Source organism: Ruegeria sp. H7, assembly GCF_056532945.1.
Genome location: NZ_JBQFNZ010000006.1, coordinates 92,508 through 111,988, shown reverse-complemented (window position 1 = coordinate 111,988; position 19,481 = coordinate 92,508). Strand labels below are relative to the sequence as shown.

Here is a 19,481-nt window from a genome sequence, read left to right as displayed (position 1 = left end):
CCTAGATCGCGCGCAACAGCAGACCACCCGCTATTACCGCGATCACCAACCCCGCCACCAATTCGATGGTCGGGGCCAGAACGGAGGCAAACCGGGTGGCCGAGGCCGAAGCAAGCAGCCCGCCGCGCAGCCCAAATGACGTCCAGCCGACCAAGGTAGTAACCAGTGCCGTGCCCAGCGCCATCGAGAAGGCTCCGGCGATACCGACCATTGCGATACCCATCTGCCAGGTCAGAATCAGAACGAACAGCGCGCCGGTACAGGGGCGCGCGGCTATGCCTGCGATCAGGATGATCGCCTCGCGCAGGCTGCCGACATTGGCGACTTCTTCCGCGCTGGGGCCGTGGCGGTGGCCGCAATCCGAACAGACCTCGCCCTCGTGGTGATGATGGTGGTGGTGATCGTGATCGTGTTGGTGGTGATGGTCATGGTCGTGATCATGGGCATGGGAAGGCTTGGCGTCGTTACGGGACCGCCTGACAAAGCTACGTACACCACGGAAAACCAGCCACAGGCCAATCGCGGAAATCGCCGCGTAGCTGATGGGGGCCATTACCTGCTCGGTCGTGCCTACCAAGGTCTCGCGCGACAGCTGAAAAACCAGCACTCCGGCATAGACCAAAACAACCGCCGTCACCGCCTGACCAAGACTGGACAGCACACTGATCGCGGACAAGCGCCAGAACGCGACGCGGCGGCCCAGACCGTACCCTCCGATCAGGACCTTGCCGTGACCGGGGCCGATCGCATGAAAGAACCCGTAGGCGAAACAAACGGTCAGTAGCGTTGCCACAGCCTGAGGCTGCTCGGCCCGCGCTGCCCGCAAGGCCCGTGCGATCTGATTCTGGAACTCGCGCTGCTCACCCGCGGCCCAGGCGGCGAGGCTGTCAAAGCCACCGCTTCCCCAGAACCAGGCCAGCAGGCCAAAGGCGATGGCGACCGGAATAATCAGGTATTTGGACATGACACGAGGATCTCAGTCGCGAAGTTCTCGCCCACCAGCGGGATGTCGTTTTCCTCCAGATCGTAATCCGCGTCCAATGTCAGCAGAAACGCCCGCATCTGCGCCAACTGACCATCGATATCGGGATCGACACGCTCGATGAAACATGTGGACGGGCCGGACACGGTCACGGGCCGGTTGACTTCGTATGCTGTATAATAGGTCTCATCAAACGGTTTGGCCGACAGGGCGTCCGCAGGTACGGCACCGCCTTCGACCTGACGCAGATGCGTGGTCACGACGCGCCCGTTCTCGGTTGTCGCGTGGGGTTCCAGCGGACCGGACAGTTTGACCGGCACGCCACCAGCAGTCACCACCAGATCGCCGTTGTAACCTTCGATCCATTGCGCGTCGAACCCGGTCAGGAACGCTTCTTCGCTTTCTGTCAGGACACCATCTGCGTCCTGATCCAGCTTCAAATCCTCCAGAACCAGCAGCGAGTAAAACTCGTCATACGCCCAGGTCACGCGCACATGGGTCAGGTTGCCTGCCTCGTCCACGATGAACTCCAACCCGGTGTCGATGAAGACATGCGGGTGGGCCAGCGCGGGGATCGGCAGGCAGCAAGTCAGAATGGGTATCAGCCAACGCATGACGGCAAGATAGGGCGGCAACACCGCAGCGGCAATGCGTTTCCCCGCTGCACCGCAGAAACCGGCCGAGCGCATCATGTGGGCGGGAACAGAACCAGCGTTTGCAGCGCTGTCCCCACTGGCCCTTCGGTATCATACAGAACCGATTGCGACATGCCGACGCCCGAAGGTTGCCAGTGCGAGATCGAGTCGGCTGCCAACCAGTCCGAGACCGGCTCGCGATGGATATTCACCGTCAAATCGGTGTTCATGAAACCCATTTCCGCCGTTGGCGCGTTCCACGAGATACCGTTGCCGCAATCGGCCAGCGGGCAAAGCGACTGGATCGGCGATTGCACCTCACCCTCCAACAGGTTCGGCGTGCGCATCCAGATGGCTTTCGGCCCGGCCCCCTGTTTGCCCCCAGCCGGGTATCTGATGTCGCTGTAATGGGCAAATCCCGGAAGGTCGTGGCGCAATTCTCCGATCGGGAAAGGGCCATTGACCGCATCCTCGAACCGCAGCGGAGTGACTTGGACATTGGGCACTGTGCCCAGATCACGACGCGCCAGATGCATGGTTGTCGCCGTAGCGCACAGGGTGTCGTCCAGATCGTGCACCGTCACCCGCGTGGTGGCGAGCGTTTTGGTGTGGCGAGTAGTCTCTGCCGCCACCCGCAAGCCCGACAGGGGCAGAGGGCGCAGCAGATCAACCGTCAGACGGGTCAGCATCTTCTCGGGCCCAACCTCGGTTTCAGCAGCGCGCACGATCAGGCCACTGACGGGCCCCGCGTGACAATGATCGGCTGACCAGGGGCCGCGCGCCGGGTCGTTGCCGACAAAAGCCCCATCTTCTCGCTGATGAAAATAGGCGAGGTTGTCGAATTCGTACCTGGTCATGTGGTGCGTCAGACCTTTTCCTGCGTATGTTTCTTCAACTCGGCCCGCGCGACCTGACGGCGGTGAACCGCGTCAGGTCCGTCGGCCAGTCGCAGTGTTCGCACATGGGTCCAGGCGGTGGCCAGAGGTGTGTCCTGGCTGACCCCCTGCCCGCCGAACATCTGCACCGCCTCGTCGATCACCTTCAGCGCGACCCGAGGCGCGACCACCTTGATCTGGCTGATCCACGGCGCTGCAGCCAGCGCATCGCCCTGATCCATGTACCACGCCGCTTTCAGACACAGCAGGCGGGCCATCTCGATCTCCATCCGGCATTCGGCGATGATGTCGTAATTGGCACCCAGCTGCGCCAGCTTCTTGCCGAACGCTTCACGCTGCATGGAACGTTTGCACATCTGCTCCAGCGCGCTTTCCGCCTGACCGATGGCACGCATGCAATGGTGAATGCGCCCCGGCCCCAAGCGGCCCTGCGCAATCTCGAACCCGCGACCTTCGCCCAAGAGGATATTCTCTGCGGGCACGCGCACGTCGGTAAACCGAATATGCATATGGCCGTGTGGCGCGTCGTCGTGGCCGTAGACCTGCATGGGTCGCAGAACCTCGATCCCGGGCGTATCGGCAGGCACCACGATCATCGACTGGCGCTTGTGCTTTGGCTGACCCTCGCCGCCGGTTTTGACCATCACGATATAGACCTTGCAGCGCGGATCGCCCGCGCCGGATGACCACCATTTCTCGCCATTTAGGACATAGTCATCGCCGTCCCGCACGCAGGCCATCGACACATTGGTCGCATCGGATGAAGCCACATCCGGTTCGGTCATCAGATAGGCCGAGCGGATCTGGCCGTCGAGCAGTGGCTTCAACCACTGTTGTTTCATCGCCTCGGTGCCGTAACGCTCGAACACTTCCATATTGCCGGTGTCGGGGGCGGAACAGTTGAACACCTCGGCCCCAAGGGGGGTCTTGCCCATCTCTTCGGCGAAATAAGCATATTCAACCGTGGTCAGCCCGAACCCTTTGTCGCTGTCGGTCAGCCAGAAATTCCACAGACCGGCGGCCTTGGCTTTGGCTTTCAGCCCCTCAAGGATTTCGGCCTGGCGTTCGGTATATTGCCAGCGGTCGTCCTTGTTGATCTCGGCCTGGTATTCTTCTTCCAGCGGCATGATCTCATCCCGGACCATGTCGGCGACACGTTGCAAAAGGGCGCGGTTTTCCTCGCGCAAACCAAATGACATATTCATGAAATTCCCTCCTGCCGGGTGAAATCCGGGCTGTACCTTACGGACCGAGGATGGCTTAACTGTTGCGACTCTGTCCAGTTGCGTGACGGAACGTCACCACGTTCAATTTCAAGGGAAGGAACCGCCCATGGCGCTGTTGATAGACACCGGCCTGACCAACTGGATCAGCGATGCGGACATCGCCAATGACATCCGGTCCGCGATCCCCGGTGCCGATATTCGCACGCCGGACGCAATCGGCAACGCCGATGAGATCACGATGGTTGCGGTCGTGGGCCTGAAAGACGACCACCTGCACCAGCTGCCGAACCTGAAACTGGTGCAAAAGCTTGGGGCGGGCGTAGAAACGATTGTCGGCAATCCCAACCTGCCGGATCACATGCGGGTTGCGCGCCTGAAACCGGATGCACCGGCACAAGGCATTGCCGAATGGTTCGTCGCCTACATTCTGCGCGCCCAGCGTCACATGGCATTTCACGAAGCCGCGCAGGCCCGTGCTGAATGGCTGCCCAAGGAACCAACCTTCACGCCCCATACAACCGTCGGCGTTCTGGGTCTGGGTCATATCGGGGACCGCACGGCGCGAATGCTGCGCGCTGTCGGGTTTCAGGTTCTGGGCTGGAGCCGGTCGCCTAAGCAGATCGAGGGCGTCACCTGCGTGCACGGCGACGATGCCTTGCCCGGTCTGCTGGGGCAGTGCGATCATGTCTGCGCCATCCTGCCCTCGACCCCGCAAACGGTGGGTCTGTTCGACGCGCAGATGCTGGCGACTATGAAACCCGGCAGTCAGCTATTGAACGCCGGTCGCGGCGATCTGATTGACGAGGGTGCGCTGATTGCCGCGCTGGATCAGGGCACGCCCGGCCATGCAATTCTGGATGTGACGTGTCACGAGCCGCTGCCAGCCGACAACCCGCTTTGGCAGCACCCAAGCGTGACGATCACGCCCCATGTGTCCGGTTGGCATCTGGGCGATGCGCTGTCGGATGTGGCAGAAAACTTCCAGCGGCTGACAACCGGCGCGCCACTTCTGAATGAGGTCGACAGGGCGCGCGGTTACTAGCGCAATCAGGGCGCCATCACCCAGTTGCCGCCCGCGTCCTTGCATTGACGGGTTCTGACCCCGCGCGAGGCCTCTTTGCCTTCGGGCTGAATGTCGTGTTGCAGCCGGACGCAATTGCCTTCGACCGCATCAATCCGGATTGTCCCCTTTGATCCGGTCTCGACATTGCTCCACCCGATCTCCTTGCCGACGCTGGGCGTGCCGTCGGTCAGCAAGCTGCGCGAGGCTTTGTTTGCCACCTCGAAATCCGCAGGCGAAAGCCCCATTTCGGCGATGATTCGGGACAATGGTTTGGCCGAGGCGGTCGTCGTAACGCCTGCCATGCTAAGTAGTGCCAATGCGAAAAAGACCCGGGCTTTCATTTCTGCCTCGCTGAACTGAAATCAATTTTGACTTCAAGGATATACCTGCGCGGGGGCGCGGCCAACCCCTATGGCGGCGACCTTCAAATTATCCCGAACAAACCTATCGCAAGCCCAGCGCTAGAGGCCACACCCGGTTTGGTCGCATAGTGCAACGCAAACGAACCCGAGGCATATGATGACACACCCAACCTATTTTTCGCCCCTCGGCGGGCACCCCGGCCAGGACCAGCTTTTGACCGACCGCGCTGTGTTCACAGATGCCTATGCGGTCATTCCCAAGGGTACGATGCGCGACATCGTGACCAGCTATCTGCCGTTTTGGGAGGGCACGCGCCTGTGGGTCCTGTCGCGCCCGCTCAGCGGCTTTGCCGAGACGTTTTCGCAATACATCATGGAGGTTCAGCCCGGCGGTGGCAGCGATCAGCCGGAAACAGACCCACGCGCTCAGGCCGTTCTGTTTGTGGTCGAGGGGGCCGTGCATCTAACGCTGAACGGAACGGAATACGGTTTGGATACAGGGGGATACGCCTATATCCCACCGGGCGCGGACTGGGCATTGCACAACCGATCCGACGCCGTGGCGCGGTTTCACTGGGTTCGCAAGGCCTATGAGGCCGTGAACGGGCTGCCCGTCCCCGATCCGATCATCACCAATGAACGAGACGTGACGCCTATCGAGATGCCCGGAACCGAAGGGCGCTGGTCCACAACGCGCTTTGCCGACCCGCAGGACCTGCGCCATGACATGCATGTCAACATCGTCAATTTCGAACCCGGCGGCGTGATCCCCTTTGCTGAAACCCATGTGATGGAACACGGGCTTTACGTGCTGGAAGGCAAGGCCGTCTACCGGCTCAATCAGGACTGGGTGGAGGTCGAGGCGGGCGATTACATGTGGCTACGCGCCTTTTGCCCGCAGGCCTGTTACGCGGGTGGGCCGGGGCGATTCCGGTATCTTCTGTACAAGGACGTGAACCGGCATATGCCGTTATCCTTGCCCCGCTAAACCCGGTTTCATCGCCTTTTACCCCTGCAGGGGTTCACAGCGGCCCCGGAATTTGCTGAAATCCCAGCAAATTCCATTGTTTGAGTATTGGAGACTGGCTGATGAAACTGCGTACCCCCCTGATGGCTCTGGCCGCATGCGCCATCGTGGCCGCAACCTTGTCCACGCCGGTCGCTGCCAAGGATGAGACCAAATCGGTCTTTGTCATGAGCCGGACGTGGGCCGTGACCAAAGTCTCGGACGAGCCGGTCATCTACCGCGCCACCCGCGACAACAACAACCTCAACCCGTTCGGCCCGCCCCCGCGCCTGCGCACCCTGCAGGCCATCGCGGCGATCCAGCAGGCAACCGGATGCAAACCGATCGTGGCCAGCATGTATCAGAACATCTCGGGGCAGTTCTTCTCGCAGGTCAGTTGCGGTTGAAATTGGTACAATACTTTCGTTGAGATCGCCTGATCTGCCTGCCATAGCTTGCGCATGAAACTCGCGATCAACGGATTCGGCCGCATCGGCCGCACGATCCTGCGGCAGGTTCTGGCCCAGCCGCGAGGATCAGATATCGAGCTGGTGCTGATCAACGACATCGCACTGCTGGACACCTGCGCCTATCTGTTCAAATACGACAGCACCTTTGGCCCCTATGCGGGGGACGTGTCCGCCGGTGACGAAGCCCTGATCATAGACGGGCGCACGGTGCCGATGACGCACAGTTCCGATCTGGCGAATATCGATCTGTCAGGCGTTGACGTCCTGCTGGATTGCACCGGCATTGCACGCTCATCCGATGTCGCCCGCCGGGGTCTGGCGGCTGGCGCACGCAAGGTGCTGATCTCGGGGCCCTCGCCCGCCGCTGAACTGACGGTGGTTTTGGGTGCCAATGAGGATCAGCTGGGCGACGCCAACATCGTCTCGAACGCGTCCTGCACCACCAATGGCCTCGCGCCGCTGGTTCGGGCACTGGATCAGATCGGCGGCATCGTCTCGGGCCATATGACGACCATTCACTGTTACACCAACAGCCAGCCGATGGTTGACGCGCCGCGCGGCGATCTTGCGCGTTCGCGCGCAGGGGCGCTGTCGATGGTGCCAACCACCTCCAGCGCAACCCACCTGATCGACGTTGTTCTGCCGCATCTGGCCGGACGGATTTCGGGCGCAGCGGTGCGGGTTCCAACTGCCAGCGTTTCGGCGGTGGACCTTGTGGTGACGCTCGGGCGCGGCATGAGCGAACAGGCTTTCGACACCGCGTTTCGCGAAGCGGTCGAGGCTTCGGCGGTTCTTGGCTGGACCGATCTGCCTTTGGTCTCGTCCGATCTGCGATCCCGCCCCGAATCGCTGGTTATCGCAGGCCCCGAGACCCGAATGGTCGGCAACAATCAGGTCCGTGTCTTCGGCTGGTATGACAATGAATGGGGCTTTTCCGCCCGCATGCTGGACGTGGCCCGTTTGATGGCGACGGGTTGATCCGGACTGACCGCAGCGGGCGGGCCTGCCCGCGCGCTGCCCGGCCCAACGGGTCAGCGCGCATCTTCGATGCGTTCTGACCGGGCGGGAGCCTTCCGGGGTTAGCCCGCAATCACCTCATAGGGGGTGTCGAACCAGAATTCCTCGAGGTTCGCACCCTCACCGATGCGATCCACCACGGCAAACAGGCCCGGGCCGTGCAAAGGCGTCAGCACCCCATGCCACGTACCGCGATGATAGTTCACGGCCTGCCCGGCTCGTGTCATGAACGCCCTGGGCCGCCCAGGCTGCCCTCCTTCATCGGGTGCTACGACGACCAGAAACGGCTGATGGGTCATCGGGATAAGCGCCTGACTGCCCTCCGGGTGCCGCTCGACCATATCCAGCGCATATGGCAGCGCGCGCGGGTTGGCGTTGAACAGGCTGATCCCGGCGCGCCCGTCGGTGAAATCCAGCAGCGCCCGATCATGATACCGGCCACACTGCCCCTGGTTGATGATCTTGTCGGCATCGCCAGACACTTCGATCACATCACCAAAAGGCGCAAATAGCTTGGCAGTCAGCGGCTCGGCAACGATCTGGCGGCTCATGAGGGCAACACGTCCCGCAGCCGGAATTCGGCGATGCGTTCAACCTGACGGCAGGCCTCGGCAAACTCGGTATCGCGATCCTGTTCAATCCGCCGCTGAAAGGCCGCAAGGATCGAGGCCTTGTCATGATCCCGCACCGCAATGATGAACGGAAATCCGAACGTTTCAGTGTACCGCGTATTCAATTCGGTGAAGGTCGCGCGCTCCTCATCCGTCAGCGCGTCCAACCCGGCCGAGGCCTGCTCGGACGTGCTTTCCTGCGTCAACCGCTTGGCCTGCGCCAGCTTGCCCGCCAGATCAGGATGCGCTGTCAGAACCCCCAACCGCTCGGCCTCAGAGGCCGACCGGAAGATCCGCGCCAAAGCGTTGTGCAACCCGCCTGCGGTGTCATGAGCAGGCCCAAGTTCCAGATCATAGGCCCGCTCGGCAATCCAGGCCGAGTGTTCGAAAATGCCCCCATAGGCTTCGACAAACGCGTCCCGTCCCATCTGCGACGGCTTCGGATGGGATTGCGGCGGGTGGGTCTGTGCCCAGTGTTCAGCAATCTGCAACCGGGTGGCAAACCACACATCCGAGAAGCTGCGCGCGTATTCCAGAAAACGTTTCAACGCCATGACGCGGCCCGGTCGCCCAATCAAACGACAATGCAACCCGATGGATAGCATCTTGGGCGCCCCCGCCTGCCCTTCCTCATACAATGCGTCGAAACTGTCCTTGAGATAGGAAAAGAACTGATCGCCCGCATTGAACCCTTGCGGCGTGGCAAAGCGCATATCGTTGCAATCCAGCGTGTAGGGCACGATCAGCTGATCCCGACCGTCGATCTGTGTCCAATAGGGCAGATCGTCGTCATAGGTGTCGGCGACATAATCGAACCCGCCCTCTTCGGCCACCAGACGCACCGTGTTCTCGGAACAGCGCCCGGTGTACCAGCCGCGCGGGCGCTCACCGACGACCTCGGTGTGAAGCCGGATCGCCTCGGCAATTTCGGCGCGCTCCTGCGTCTCGGGCATGTCTTTGTGTTCCACCCATTTCAGCCCATGGCTGGCAATCTCCCAACCGGCGTCTTTCATCGCGGCCACCTGATCCGGCGATCGGGCCAAAGCCGACGCCACGCCGTAAACCGTGATCGGCAGGTCCTGCATCAACCGATGCAGCCGCCAGAACCCGGCCCGCGCGCCGTATTCATAGATCGATTCCATGTTCCAATGGCGCTGGCCCGGCCATTGCGCCGCGCCGACGATCTCGGACAGAAACGCCTCGGATACGGCATCACCGTGCAGAACGCAGTTCTCGCCGCCCTCTTCGTAATTCAGTACGATCTGGACGGCCAGCTTGGCCCCGCCCGGCCATTGCGCCGCTGGCGGGTTGGCACCGTATCCAATCATGTCGCGGGGGTATCGAGGCGGTTGCATGGCGTCTTCCGGTTTTGGATGTTTCGACAGGCTTATCCTAGAAATTCGCCGATGATTATCAAATCAATCCGAACGCTGTTTCCGGTTCTTTCGGCATTTCCCCTGTTTTGATCTTTGCGCCACACTGTGGCACAGCAAAGCGACGCATCTGAGGGAGGCATTCGTGGCAGGCTATCTGACAACTCATGTTCTGGACACCGCCCGGGGCTGCCCCGCCGCCGGGTTGAAAATCGCGTTGTACAGCGTGTCCGGCAATTCCCATCGCAAGCTGGTCGAGATGGAAACCAATGCCGATGGTCGCACGAACAGCCCGATCCTGCCGCGGGAGACATTCAAGACAGGCACATACGAGCTGATCTTCTTCGCCGGCGATTACCTGCGCGCGACAGGACAAGACGGGGATGACCCCCTGTTTCTGGATCAGGTGCCGATCCGGTTTGGTATGTCCGACCCCGAGGCACATTACCACGTGCCCCTGCTGCTTTCCCCTTACGGCTACTCGACCTATCGCGGCAGCTAACCCTCCCGCCGGTCAGAGACCCTTTCAGGGTCCCTTCCCGTTGGGCCCAGCGCCGTGCCCTGCGCCCGGCGCGATTGCGCTTTTATCAATGGCAGCGCCACACCGGATCCCATCGCCCCCGCGCCGCAGCATAGCTGCGGCGCCCGGCCCACCGCTGTGCGGTGCCGGAACGACACAAACAGGGGGGGGAGCCCTACCCGGCTGGCTATTCCGAGTTTCGGACGACTTTTCCGATCCGCTCGATCATGAAATCCATGAACAGCCGCGCCTTGGGGTCCTGATGGCGGCGGTGTGTATAAAGGCACGCCATCTGCACCGGCACGGGCGGCGTTTCCTGCGCGACGGCCACCAGACGACCAGCGCTTAGGTGATCGGCCACTTCAAACACCGGCTTCATGGCAATGCCCTGCCCGGACAGCGCCCAATCTGTCAGGACGTCTCCGTCATCACATTCGAACCGGCCTGACACCGCATAGCGTTTCGGGCCGTCGGCGGTTTCCAGCATCCACTGAAACTCGGTCGCGCCAGGAAAGCGCAGGTTCAGGCATTCGTGTTTGTCCTTCACCAGATCAGCCCCCGTTGCAGGCATACCCCGCCGCGCCACATAGTCGGGGGCAGCGCATAGCACGCGCTGGCAATCGGCGATTTTGCGGATGCGCAAGGTGCTGTCCTCGGGCTGACCGATGAAAAAGGCCAGATCCAACCCCTCGGTCGTCAGATCAACGGACCGGTCCGTCAGGCGCAAACGCACATCGATCTCGGGGTATTCCGCCAGAAAATCAGGCACATGCGGGGCAAGTAACCGCCGCCCCACCCCCAGCGGAGCCGCCACGAACAGAGACCCGCGCGGGGCTTCGGTCAGGTGCGTCACCTGCGCTTCGGCCTCATCCACCGCATCCAGCACCGCCACCGCGCCGGGATAAAACGCTTTGCCCTGCTCGGTCGGTGACAGGTTCCGCGTCGTGCGTTGAAACAGACGCACGCCCAGATGATCCTCAAGCTGAGAAATCCGCGCCGAGGTCACAGCCGGTGAAATCCGCAAATCGCGCCCGGCGGCGGACATGCTGCCCAGATCATAAACCCTGACGAAGGTGCGGATATTGTCGAGATAGGACATCTTATCGTTTTTTTTGATACAGTTTGACAATATACGGGAATACCGAAGAAAAGCCCGTTTGCCTAGTGTGGCGGCAACCAATCGGAGACCTCATTCATGTACGACTTTGCCGTGTTCTGGGACTGGATGGCATTTGCCGTGCGCTGGCTGCATGTGATCACGGCCATGGCGTGGATCGGATCGTCCTTCTACTTCATCGCGCTGGATCTGGGCCTGAACCGCAATATCCCCGGCCCTGCGGATGGCGAGGAATGGCAGGTGCATGGCGGCGGCTTCTACCACATTCAGAAATATCTGGTCGCGCCCGAGCGGATGCCCGACCATCTGACCTGGTTCAAATGGGAGAGCTATTCAACCTGGCTCAGCGGTGCGGCGCTGTTGATGATCGTCTACTGGGTCGGCGGAGAACTATACCTGATCGACGCCGAAAAGGCCGATCTGGCACTGTGGCAAGGCATTCTGATCTCGGCAGCGTCCCTGACTATCGGATGGCTGGTCTATGACTTTCTGTGCAAATCCGGTCTGGGCGAGCGTCCAACCCTGTTGATGGTACTGCTGTTCGTCCTGCTGGTGGCTATGGGCTGGGGATACAACCAGATTTTCACCGGGCGCGCGATGATGCTGCATCTGGGGGCCTTTACCGCCACGATCATGACGGCCAACGTGTTCTTCATCATCATGCCGAACCAGCGCATCGTTGTGGATGACCTGAAGAACGGGCGCACACCCGACCCGAAATACGGCAAGATCGCCAAGCTGCGTTCGACCCACAACAACTATCTGACCCTGCCGGTTCTGTTCCTGATGCTGTCCAACCACTACCCGCTGGCCTTTGCGACCCAATACAACTGGATCATCGCCGCGCTGGTGTTCCTGATGGGCGTCACCATCCGGCACTATTTCAACACCCGCCACGCGCGTGCAGGCAACCCCACCTGGACCTGGCTGGCAACCGCCATGCTGTTCATCGCCATCATGTGGCTGTCGACCGCACCGATGTATGAACCGGTTGAAGAGGCCGAGGCGCAGCCGTTGACGCCCTATGAACAGAAATTCGCAGCAGCCGAAGGGTTTGAGCAGGCACACGACATCGTTCTGGGGCGCTGTTCCATGTGCCATGCACGTGAGCCGGTTTGGGAGGGCATCCTTTGGGCCCCCAAAGGCGTTTTGCTGGAAACCGAGGCGGATATTGCCCGCAACGCGCAGCAGATTTACCTGCAGGCCGGTGTGACCCATGCGATGCCGCCGGCCAATGTGACCTTTATGGAACCAGAAGATCGCGATGCCATCATCCGATGGGTCCGCAACGCCGGGCTGTAACGCGGTCACGGATCACGGCAATTCGGCGCATCGCGCGATTAACCCCTTCCCCCAAACGGTTTCAGATGCTCTAACTTGAATTCAAAGAGCCGTGCAGAAACACGGCACAAGAGATTTCGACTCGGGGGCAGTTGGAGCCAACTGATGCAGGGAAGCAAGCCGCGACGCGGTCTGAGATGCTGGCTATTGGGCGCTGTCGCCGCCCTTGCGCCAACAACGCTGGTTGCGTTGGAAACCACACTGACCGCCCCCGGAGCCCCCAAGGAAGTTGTCGAGCGCCTGAAAGAAACCTCTTCCGTCGCCACCGCCGAAGATCGCGGGCTGGACACGCCGCTGGAAATTCTGTCTGCCGCCCTGTCGGATTATCGGACGCTGGTGCAGATCCTATATGACGAGGGGTATTTCAGCCCGGTCGTCAGCATCAAACTGGACGGGCAGGAAGCAGCCGAGATGAGCTCGCTCACCGTTCCCAATCAGATCAACCGCGCGGTTATCACAGTGGAAACCGGCCCGACCTTCAAATTCGGCACGGCAATTGTGCAACCTCTGGCCCCCGACACGGTGCTGCCCGAGGAATTCGCCACCGGCAAGCTGGCCACCACGGGCGCGATCCAACAGGCGGCCTCGGCCGGTGTTCAGGCGTGGCGGGACGCGGGTCATGCCAAGGCAAGTGTGGCCGGGCAGCGAGTGATCGCGCGCCATGCTCAGGCGCGGCTGGATGCAGAGATTGATCTGGACCCGGACAGGCGACTGACTTTTGGCCAGATGTTCATCAAGGGCGACACCGATGTTCGCCACCGGTCGATCGAAAAGATCGCGGGCTTTCCCAGCGGCGAGGTCTATTCGCCCGCCAAAATCCAGAAAGTCGGCACGCGCCTGCGCCGCACCGGAACCTTCAACGTGGTGTCCCTGCAAGAGCGTGAGAAACCGAACCCAGATGGTACGCTGGATTTCGATGCGACCTTCGAAGACCTACCCAAACGCCGTCTGACCTTCGGTGTCGAGCTCGCATCCCGCGATGGTGTCGACGTCACCGCCACCTGGACCCACCGCAATGTCTTTCGCCGGGCCGAACGTCTGCGGTTCGAGGCCGCCCTGCGCAATATCGGCGGGGCCGAGGATCTGGACGGACGCATTGGCCTGCGACTGGATCAACCCGACCGGCTGGGCCCGGACGACAACACCTTCTGGAGCGCGCTGCTGGAGCGTCGAAACACCGACAATTACAACGTGACCGTGGCATCGCTGGCTTATGGTGCGCGGCGCACCTTTTCGGATCAGCTATACGCCGAAGCGTCGGCGGGCTTTCAGTGGTCGAACGCAGATGATGCCTATGGTGACGGGCGCAAGTTCCGGTATTTTATCCTGCCATTCCGATCCGAATGGGATCAGCGCGACAGCAAGGTCAGTGCGACAAAAGGGTTTTATCTGGATTCGCAGGTCATGCCGTTTGTTGGGCTTTCGGGTACGGATACCGGCATCCGGCTGTTCTTTGACGGTCGCGCCTATACCAGCCTTGGAACCGGTGGCAGGCTGGTTCTGGCGGGTCGGGTCCAGCTGGGCTCGGTCATCGGGCCACCACCGGATGGGGTGACGCCGGACTTTCTGTTCTTCTCAGGCGGGGCCGGGACGGTGCGCGGGCAACCGTTTGAAAGCCTTGGCATTCCGGTCGGCACCGGCGTTGCGGGCGGCAAATCGTTCCTGGGCTTTTCGGGCGAGGTGCGCGGCAAGATCACCGACACCCTGTCGCTGGTCGGGTTTTATGACTACGGTATCGTAGACACGTCCTCATTCGTCGGCACCGGGGCCGAGGATCATGCCGGGGCTGGGCTTGGGGTCAGATATGATCTGGGCGGTTTTGGTCCGCTGCGCTTTGACCTCGCAGTGCCTGTTCAGGGCGACACGGGCGATGGGTTGCAATTCTATATCGGGATCGGACAGGCCTTTTGATACAGCGTCTTTCATACCCCGTTCTGGTCGTCACACTGACCTGCGCGCCGGTTGCGGCATACGCACAGGACGAAGGCGGCAGCATGATCGAGCGGTTCCTGCAGGACACGCTGTCGGGAGACGATCAGAACGTCACTGTAAAAGGCTTGGAAGGCGCGCTGAGTTCACGCGCAACGATAGAAGAGATCACGGTGGCCGATGACGAAGGCGTTTGGCTGACGATCAAAGGGGCGGAACTGGACTGGAACCGTCTTGCCCTGATCCGGGGCCGGTTTTCAGTCAACGCCCTGACCGCGCAAGAGATCGACGTGGCCCGCGCTCCGGGCACTACAACGACTGAAGCCCCACCCCCGTCAGCAGAAACCCAGCCGTTTCAATTGCCGGAATTGCCGGTCTCAATCGAAATCGGCGAGATTCGGATCGATGAGCTGGCCTTGGGCGAGCCCTTGATCGGCGTGGCCGCGGAACTGACGGTCACTGGCGACCTCTCGTTGGCGGACGGTACACTGGACACAAATCTCGACATTACAAGGCTGGACCGTGCAGGGGATGAGATCACGCTGGCGGCAGGGTTCCAGAACTCGAACAGTCAGATCGATCTGGATCTGAACGTGACCGAAGCCTCGGGCGGGTTGATCTCGACTGCGTTGAAAATCCCCGATAGCCCGCCCATTGGACTGACCGCCAAGGGATCAGGGCCGCTGACAGATTTCACCGCCGATATCGGACTGAGCAGCGACAACCAGCAACGGGTGGCCGGTCAGGTCAGGTTGCGTTCGGCAACGGCCGAGGATGAAACGGCCGAAGACGGGATTGCCTTCACTGCGGACCTAAGCGGTGATCTGACCCCCTTTGTCGCCGACGACATGGATGTATTCTTTGGTCAGGACACGCGCCTGTTTGTCGACGGCAAAACACAGCCCGAGGGCGCATTGCAGATCAGCGATCTGGATTTCACGTCCCAGGCCCTGAATCTGGAAGGCGAATTGCAACTGGCGGCGGGTGGGACCTTGCAACTGGCCGCATTGCAGGGGCGCATATCACCGCCCAATGGGGAAACTGTTGTCTTGCCAGCCTCGGGCGGCGAAACTTCGATTGAAGCCGCTCAAATCTCGGCCCTGTTCGATCAGGCGAATGGCAATCTGTGGGACCTGAGTCTGACGGCCAACGCGTTCAAATCGCCTCAGATCAGTCTGGACCGGGCGCAGATCACCGCGCAGGGCACGCTGGAACAGGGCGACATCGTCAACGTCGATGGCGACGTGCAGGCGGCGCTGGACGGGCTTGACCTAGCAGACCCTGCGCTGAACACCGCGCTGGGGGGGCGGATCACGCTGGACGGGGTGTTCGACTATGGCAGCGATCAGTCGCTTGACCTGTCGGGGTTCGAGCTGGTGGGCTCGGACTATACGCTGGGCGTCGATGCGCTGATCAGCGGTTTGACCAGCGGGCTGGCCGTGGATGGCTCGGCCTCGCTGGACGCAACAGATCTGTCCCGGTTCTCTAATCTCGCGCAGTTGCAACTGGGCGGGCAGGCCTCGGCCCGGCTGGTGGGCAAAGGCTCACCGCTTGAGGGCAGCTTTGATGGCAAGCTAGAGGTCAAGGGCAGCGATCTGTCCACCGGGCGCGACGACATCGATCCGGTAATCCGGGGCGAGACAACAATCATAGTCGATGCCAAGCGCGGAGCCGATGGAATCACGCTGCGCGACTTTACCTTGATTGCGGATGCGGCACGGGCGCAGGCAAGCGGGACGGTCACAACCCCTGATGGCAACCTGTCAATCGACGGTCAGGCCAAACTGTCCGCGCGCGATCTGTCAGTTTTTTCCGGTCTGGCGAAACGCGAACTTGGCGGCTCGGTTCAGGCCAGCCTGCAAGGGGCCGGAACGGTTCAGACCCTTGAATTCGACGGCACAGCCAGTGTTACGGCACGCGACATCAAAACCGGGATGGCCGAGATTGACCCCCTTCTGAAAGGCGAAACCATTGTCGAATTCGACGGGGCGCTGTCGCAAGATCAGATCACGATCCGCGAGGCAACGATCAACGGGAATGCCGTAACGGCCCAAGTCGCGGCCACGATTGACGATCCAACCGGCGACATTGCTTTCGATGGCGCAACCAGTGCGTCTATTCCCGACCTGTCGCTGTTCTCGGGCCTTGCGGGCCGCGATCTGGCGGGATCGGTCAGCGCCAGTGTCCAAGGGAGCGGGGCCGTTAAAACGCCTCGGTTTGATGGTAAGGCCAGTATGACAAGCCGGGACATCAAAACCGGGATGGCAGATATCGATCCGCTTCTGACAGGGCAAACTTCGGTCGAGTTTGACGGGGCCGTGTCTGAGGATCAGATCACGATCCGCGAGGCCAAGGTCAACGGAAACGCCGTGACAGCCCAGGTCGCGGCCACGATTGACGATCCCACCGGAGATATTGCGGTTGATGGCTCGGCCAGTGTGGATATTCCCAACCTGTCCTTGTTCTCGGGCCTTGCAAGCCGCGATCTGGCGGGATCGGTCGAGGCGCAGCTTCAAGGCAAGGGCGCAGTGGGCAGCAAGGCATTCGATGTGAACGGCAGCGTCATGGCAGATGACATCCGCGCGGGGATCGAGCAGGTGGATGCGCTGCTGCAGGGGCGCACGACTCTGACCGTGGATGCCCTGAACGATGAGAACGGGTTGAACATCCGCACCTTCCGCCTGAAAGGAACAGCCCTTTCCGCCAATGCTTCGGGTCAGTTGAGCCGCGAGACCGGGGGGCTGAACTTTACCGCCGCCCTCGACGATCTGGGGCGGTTGTCGGAAACACTCACCGGACCCCTGAAACTGGACGGCAATGTTGCGCCAACCGGATCGGGGCTGGAAGGCACGGCCAATTTGCAGGGGCCCGACAGCTCTTACGCCAGCCTTGTCGGAACGGTTGATACCGATGGCTCTGCCGATCTGGACTTTGACGCCAAGCTCAACCGGATCGAGCGGTTTGTGCCCGATTTCCCCGGCACCGTCGCAGCAACCGGCAATGCAAAGCGGTCAGACGGGGTCTGGACCATTGATGCCAAGGCTGAAGGACCTGCCGGGATCAACAGCACCGTGGCGGGGACCTTCGACGAAACCGCCAGCACGGCTGACCTGAGGGCACAAGGCGGCGTAAACCTTGGCATCGCCAATATCTTCATCACACCGAACAAGATCGAAGGTGCGGCCCGGTTCGATCTGGCGCTGAAGGGCGCACCGGCGCTTGAGTCCCTAAGCGGGTCTATCACCACATCCGGAACGTCCTTTGCGATTCCAACTGCGGGACAGACGGTGACCGGGATCAGCGGGTCGGTTGATCTGGCGCAAAGCCGCGCCACCATCTCAATGAATGGCGGCATGCGCGCCGGTGGCGGGTTTACCGTGTCTGGCCCGGTCGATCTGACGCCGCCGTTCAACGCCCAGATCACCACCGCATTGAACAGCCTCGTGCTGACCGATCAACTGCTGTATGAGACAACGCTCAACGGTCAGATCGTCATGGCGGGGGCTTTGGCCGGAAACAGTTCCCTGTCCGGTCAGATCACGTTTGAGGAAACCAATATCAACCTCGCCGCCGCCTCGGGTGCCGTGGGCGCGGCACCAATCCCCGAGATCACGCATATCGGCGAAAGCCGCGCGCAATATGTCACCCGCGAACGGGCGCAATTGGTGGTGAAAGAGGAAGCCGCCCAAAGCGACTCGCGCATTGCGCTGGATATCAGTCTGCTGGCCCCCAAAGCCGTCTTTGTGCGCGGGCGCGGCGTGAACGCGGAACTGGGTGGGCGGATTTTCATCGGAGGCACGACACGATCCGTTGTCCCCTCGGGCCAGATTGAACTGATCCGGGGTAATTTCGATATTTTGGGCCGCAGGCTGGCCCTGACCAAAGGGATCGTGACACTGCAAGGCGATCTGACCCCGTATATCGAGTTCGAATCGTCTGCCAGCACCTCGGATGGAACCGCCACGATTGAAATCGCCGGGCCGCTGGATTCCCCGGAAGTCGATGTATTCTCGGACCCCGAACGCCCCGCCGAAGAGGCGCTGGCCATGTTGTTGTTCGGCAACCGGTTCTCGGAACTCTCGCCGTTTATCATCGCGCAAATGGCGGCGTCGCTGGCGCAGCTCAGCGGTGCGGGCGGTGACGCCACCAAAGGGCTGCGCGACTCTACCGGCGTCGACACAATCGATATCGGCGCGACCGAGGGCGGCGCAGGTCGTCTAGGCGCGGGCGCGTATCTCAGCGACAACCTCTACACGGACTTCACCGTCAACACCGAGGGCGATACCGAGGTGAACCTGAACCTGGACGTGAATGATAACTTTACGGTCCGGGGCACGGTCGATGGCAGGGGCGAAACCGGCATAGGCCTGTTCTTCGAGCGCGATTACTAACGGCGAATACCGATTGAGCGACCGATCTGAGGGGCGCTCTCCAAGGTTTTGTGGTCTTCCACCATCCGCGCCAGGCGCGCAATGGCCCAATCCGGGTAAGCAACCGACCGCCCGGTCTGATGGCTGACATTCATGAACAGCGCCTCTTGCGTCGCGCAGACGGCGTTGTCTTCCTCTGAGATCATCTGAGCGAAATAGAGGCCGCGCTTGTGATCAGCGTCCAGCAATCGGAACCGAAAGTAGAACGGCGCGCCAGCGATCACCTCACGCAAAAAATGCAGATGGGCCTGCAGAATGTATGGCCCCTGCCCGTAGGCCTGTACCTGAGGTTCACCAAGCCCCAGATGTTCGACCAGCAGAACCTCGAAGGCATTGTCGAAGGCGACGCCGTAATAGCCCACATTCATATGGCCGTTATAGTCGATCCATTCCGGTTTCACGCCAAAGCCCCGGATTTCCACAGGGGTCGGGTAAGGTCCGTCATATCCGGACAGGGGGCTATTGGTCATCTCATGTCGTCTCCGCTGGGTCAGAATATGAGG

General features: G+C 61.3%; 17 protein-coding genes. 8 read left to right on the top strand and 9 right to left on the bottom strand.

Features of this window, described 5'->3' with window-relative positions; translation table 11 throughout:
* Position 1: 1 nt before the first annotated feature.
* From ACR0AC_RS13955 to ACR0AC_RS13940, 4 genes are read right to left on the bottom strand one after another with little or no spacing between them, the layout of a single operon-like run.
* Positions 2–964 (bottom strand): nickel/cobalt transporter, encoded by a 963-nt coding sequence (locus ACR0AC_RS13955; protein ID WP_480874170.1) that lies wholly within the window; start codon positions 962–964, stop codon positions 2–4.
* Positions 949–1,674 carry a DUF1007 family protein gene (locus ACR0AC_RS13950; RefSeq protein WP_480874167.1) on the bottom strand — a complete coding sequence of 242 codons (726 nt, stop codon included), beginning with the start codon at positions 1,672–1,674 and terminating at the stop codon, positions 949–951. Before ACR0AC_RS13950 ends, ACR0AC_RS13955 begins: the two co-directional genes overlap by 16 nt.
* A complete protein-coding gene (locus tag ACR0AC_RS13945) occupies positions 1,671–2,474 on the bottom strand; it encodes a thioesterase family protein (RefSeq protein ID WP_170454355.1) in 804 nt (267 codons plus the stop codon). The genes ACR0AC_RS13950 and ACR0AC_RS13945 overlap by 4 nt, the downstream gene beginning before the upstream one ends.
* 8 nt (positions 2,475–2,482) lie before the next feature.
* Positions 2,483–3,718 carry an acyl-CoA dehydrogenase family protein gene (locus tag ACR0AC_RS13940; RefSeq protein WP_480874164.1) on the bottom strand — a complete coding sequence of 412 codons (1,236 nt, stop codon included), beginning with the start codon at positions 3,716–3,718 and terminating at the stop codon, positions 2,483–2,485.
* 127 nt (positions 3,719–3,845) lie between these two features.
* Between ACR0AC_RS13940 and ACR0AC_RS13935 the strand changes: the two genes are divergently transcribed.
* Positions 3,846–4,781, top strand: a complete 936-nt coding sequence (locus tag ACR0AC_RS13935; protein WP_170632835.1) for a 2-hydroxyacid dehydrogenase — start codon at positions 3,846–3,848, stop codon at positions 4,779–4,781.
* Between the two features lie 5 nt (positions 4,782–4,786).
* On the opposite strand, the gene ACR0AC_RS13930 is transcribed toward ACR0AC_RS13935, so the two are convergent.
* Complete coding sequence (locus tag ACR0AC_RS13930; protein ID WP_480626830.1) at positions 4,787–5,143, bottom strand: hypothetical protein; 357 nt, start codon at positions 5,141–5,143, stop codon at positions 4,787–4,789.
* 178 nt (positions 5,144–5,321) lie between these two features.
* On the opposite strand from ACR0AC_RS13930, the gene ACR0AC_RS13925 reads away from it, so the two are divergent.
* From ACR0AC_RS13925 to ACR0AC_RS13915, 3 genes are all read left to right on the top strand, one after another.
* Entirely contained in the window at positions 5,322–6,152 is an 831-nt protein-coding gene (locus ACR0AC_RS13925; RefSeq protein WP_170520745.1) for a bifunctional allantoicase/(S)-ureidoglycine aminohydrolase, read from the top strand.
* Positions 6,153–6,253: 101 nt separating this feature from the next.
* Positions 6,254–6,577: a hypothetical protein gene (locus ACR0AC_RS13920; RefSeq protein ID WP_480580149.1), complete on the top strand. Its 324-nt coding sequence runs from the start codon at positions 6,254–6,256 to the stop codon at positions 6,575–6,577.
* Between the two features lie 54 nt (positions 6,578–6,631).
* Positions 6,632–7,618, top strand: a complete 987-nt coding sequence (locus ACR0AC_RS13915) for a type I glyceraldehyde-3-phosphate dehydrogenase (RefSeq protein ID WP_480874159.1) — start codon at positions 6,632–6,634, stop codon at positions 7,616–7,618.
* Positions 7,619–7,719: 101 nt separating this feature from the next.
* Here ACR0AC_RS13915 and ACR0AC_RS13910 read toward each other — a convergent pair whose 3' ends face one another.
* Together ACR0AC_RS13910 and puuE are read right to left on the bottom strand one after the other, a co-directional pair.
* Positions 7,720–8,208, bottom strand: coding sequence for an ureidoglycolate lyase (locus tag ACR0AC_RS13910; RefSeq protein ID WP_480874156.1), 489 nt, complete (start codon positions 8,206–8,208; stop codon positions 7,720–7,722).
* Positions 8,205–9,623 carry an allantoinase PuuE gene (puuE, locus tag ACR0AC_RS13905; RefSeq protein ID WP_480874154.1) on the bottom strand — a complete coding sequence of 473 codons (1,419 nt, stop codon included), beginning with the start codon at positions 9,621–9,623 and terminating at the stop codon, positions 8,205–8,207. The genes ACR0AC_RS13910 and puuE overlap by 4 nt, the downstream gene beginning before the upstream one ends.
* 163 nt (positions 9,624–9,786) lie before the next feature.
* Here puuE and uraH point away from each other — a divergent pair, with 163 nt between their 5' ends.
* Positions 9,787–10,143, top strand: a complete 357-nt coding sequence (gene uraH, locus ACR0AC_RS13900) for a hydroxyisourate hydrolase (protein WP_480874151.1) — start codon at positions 9,787–9,789, stop codon at positions 10,141–10,143.
* A 205-nt stretch (positions 10,144–10,348) separates the two neighbouring features.
* Here uraH and ACR0AC_RS13895 read toward each other — a convergent pair whose 3' ends face one another.
* Positions 10,349–11,260, bottom strand: coding sequence for a LysR family transcriptional regulator (locus ACR0AC_RS13895; protein ID WP_170454373.1), 912 nt, complete (start codon positions 11,258–11,260; stop codon positions 10,349–10,351).
* Between the two features lie 96 nt (positions 11,261–11,356).
* Between ACR0AC_RS13895 and ACR0AC_RS13890 the strand changes: the two genes are divergently transcribed.
* The 3 genes from ACR0AC_RS13890 to ACR0AC_RS13880 all read left to right on the top strand — a co-directional run bounded on the left by ACR0AC_RS13890 (position 11,357) and on the right by ACR0AC_RS13880 (position 18,939).
* A complete protein-coding gene (locus tag ACR0AC_RS13890; RefSeq protein WP_170623801.1) occupies positions 11,357–12,580 on the top strand; it encodes a urate hydroxylase PuuD in 1,224 nt (407 codons plus the stop codon).
* A gap of 144 nt (positions 12,581–12,724) precedes the next feature.
* Positions 12,725–14,530: a BamA/TamA family outer membrane protein gene (locus ACR0AC_RS13885; RefSeq protein ID WP_170520482.1), complete on the top strand. Its 1,806-nt coding sequence runs from the start codon at positions 12,725–12,727 to the stop codon at positions 14,528–14,530.
* Positions 14,527–18,939, top strand: coding sequence for a translocation/assembly module TamB domain-containing protein (locus tag ACR0AC_RS13880; RefSeq protein ID WP_480874147.1), 4,413 nt, complete (start codon positions 14,527–14,529; stop codon positions 18,937–18,939). Before ACR0AC_RS13885 ends, ACR0AC_RS13880 begins: the two co-directional genes overlap by 4 nt.
* On the opposite strand, the gene ACR0AC_RS13875 is transcribed toward ACR0AC_RS13880, so the two are convergent.
* Positions 18,936–19,448 carry a thioesterase family protein gene (locus ACR0AC_RS13875; RefSeq protein WP_170454379.1) on the bottom strand — a complete coding sequence of 171 codons (513 nt, stop codon included), beginning with the start codon at positions 19,446–19,448 and terminating at the stop codon, positions 18,936–18,938. The genes ACR0AC_RS13880 and ACR0AC_RS13875 overlap by 4 nt on opposite strands.
* Between the last annotated feature and the right edge of the window lie 33 nt (positions 19,449–19,481).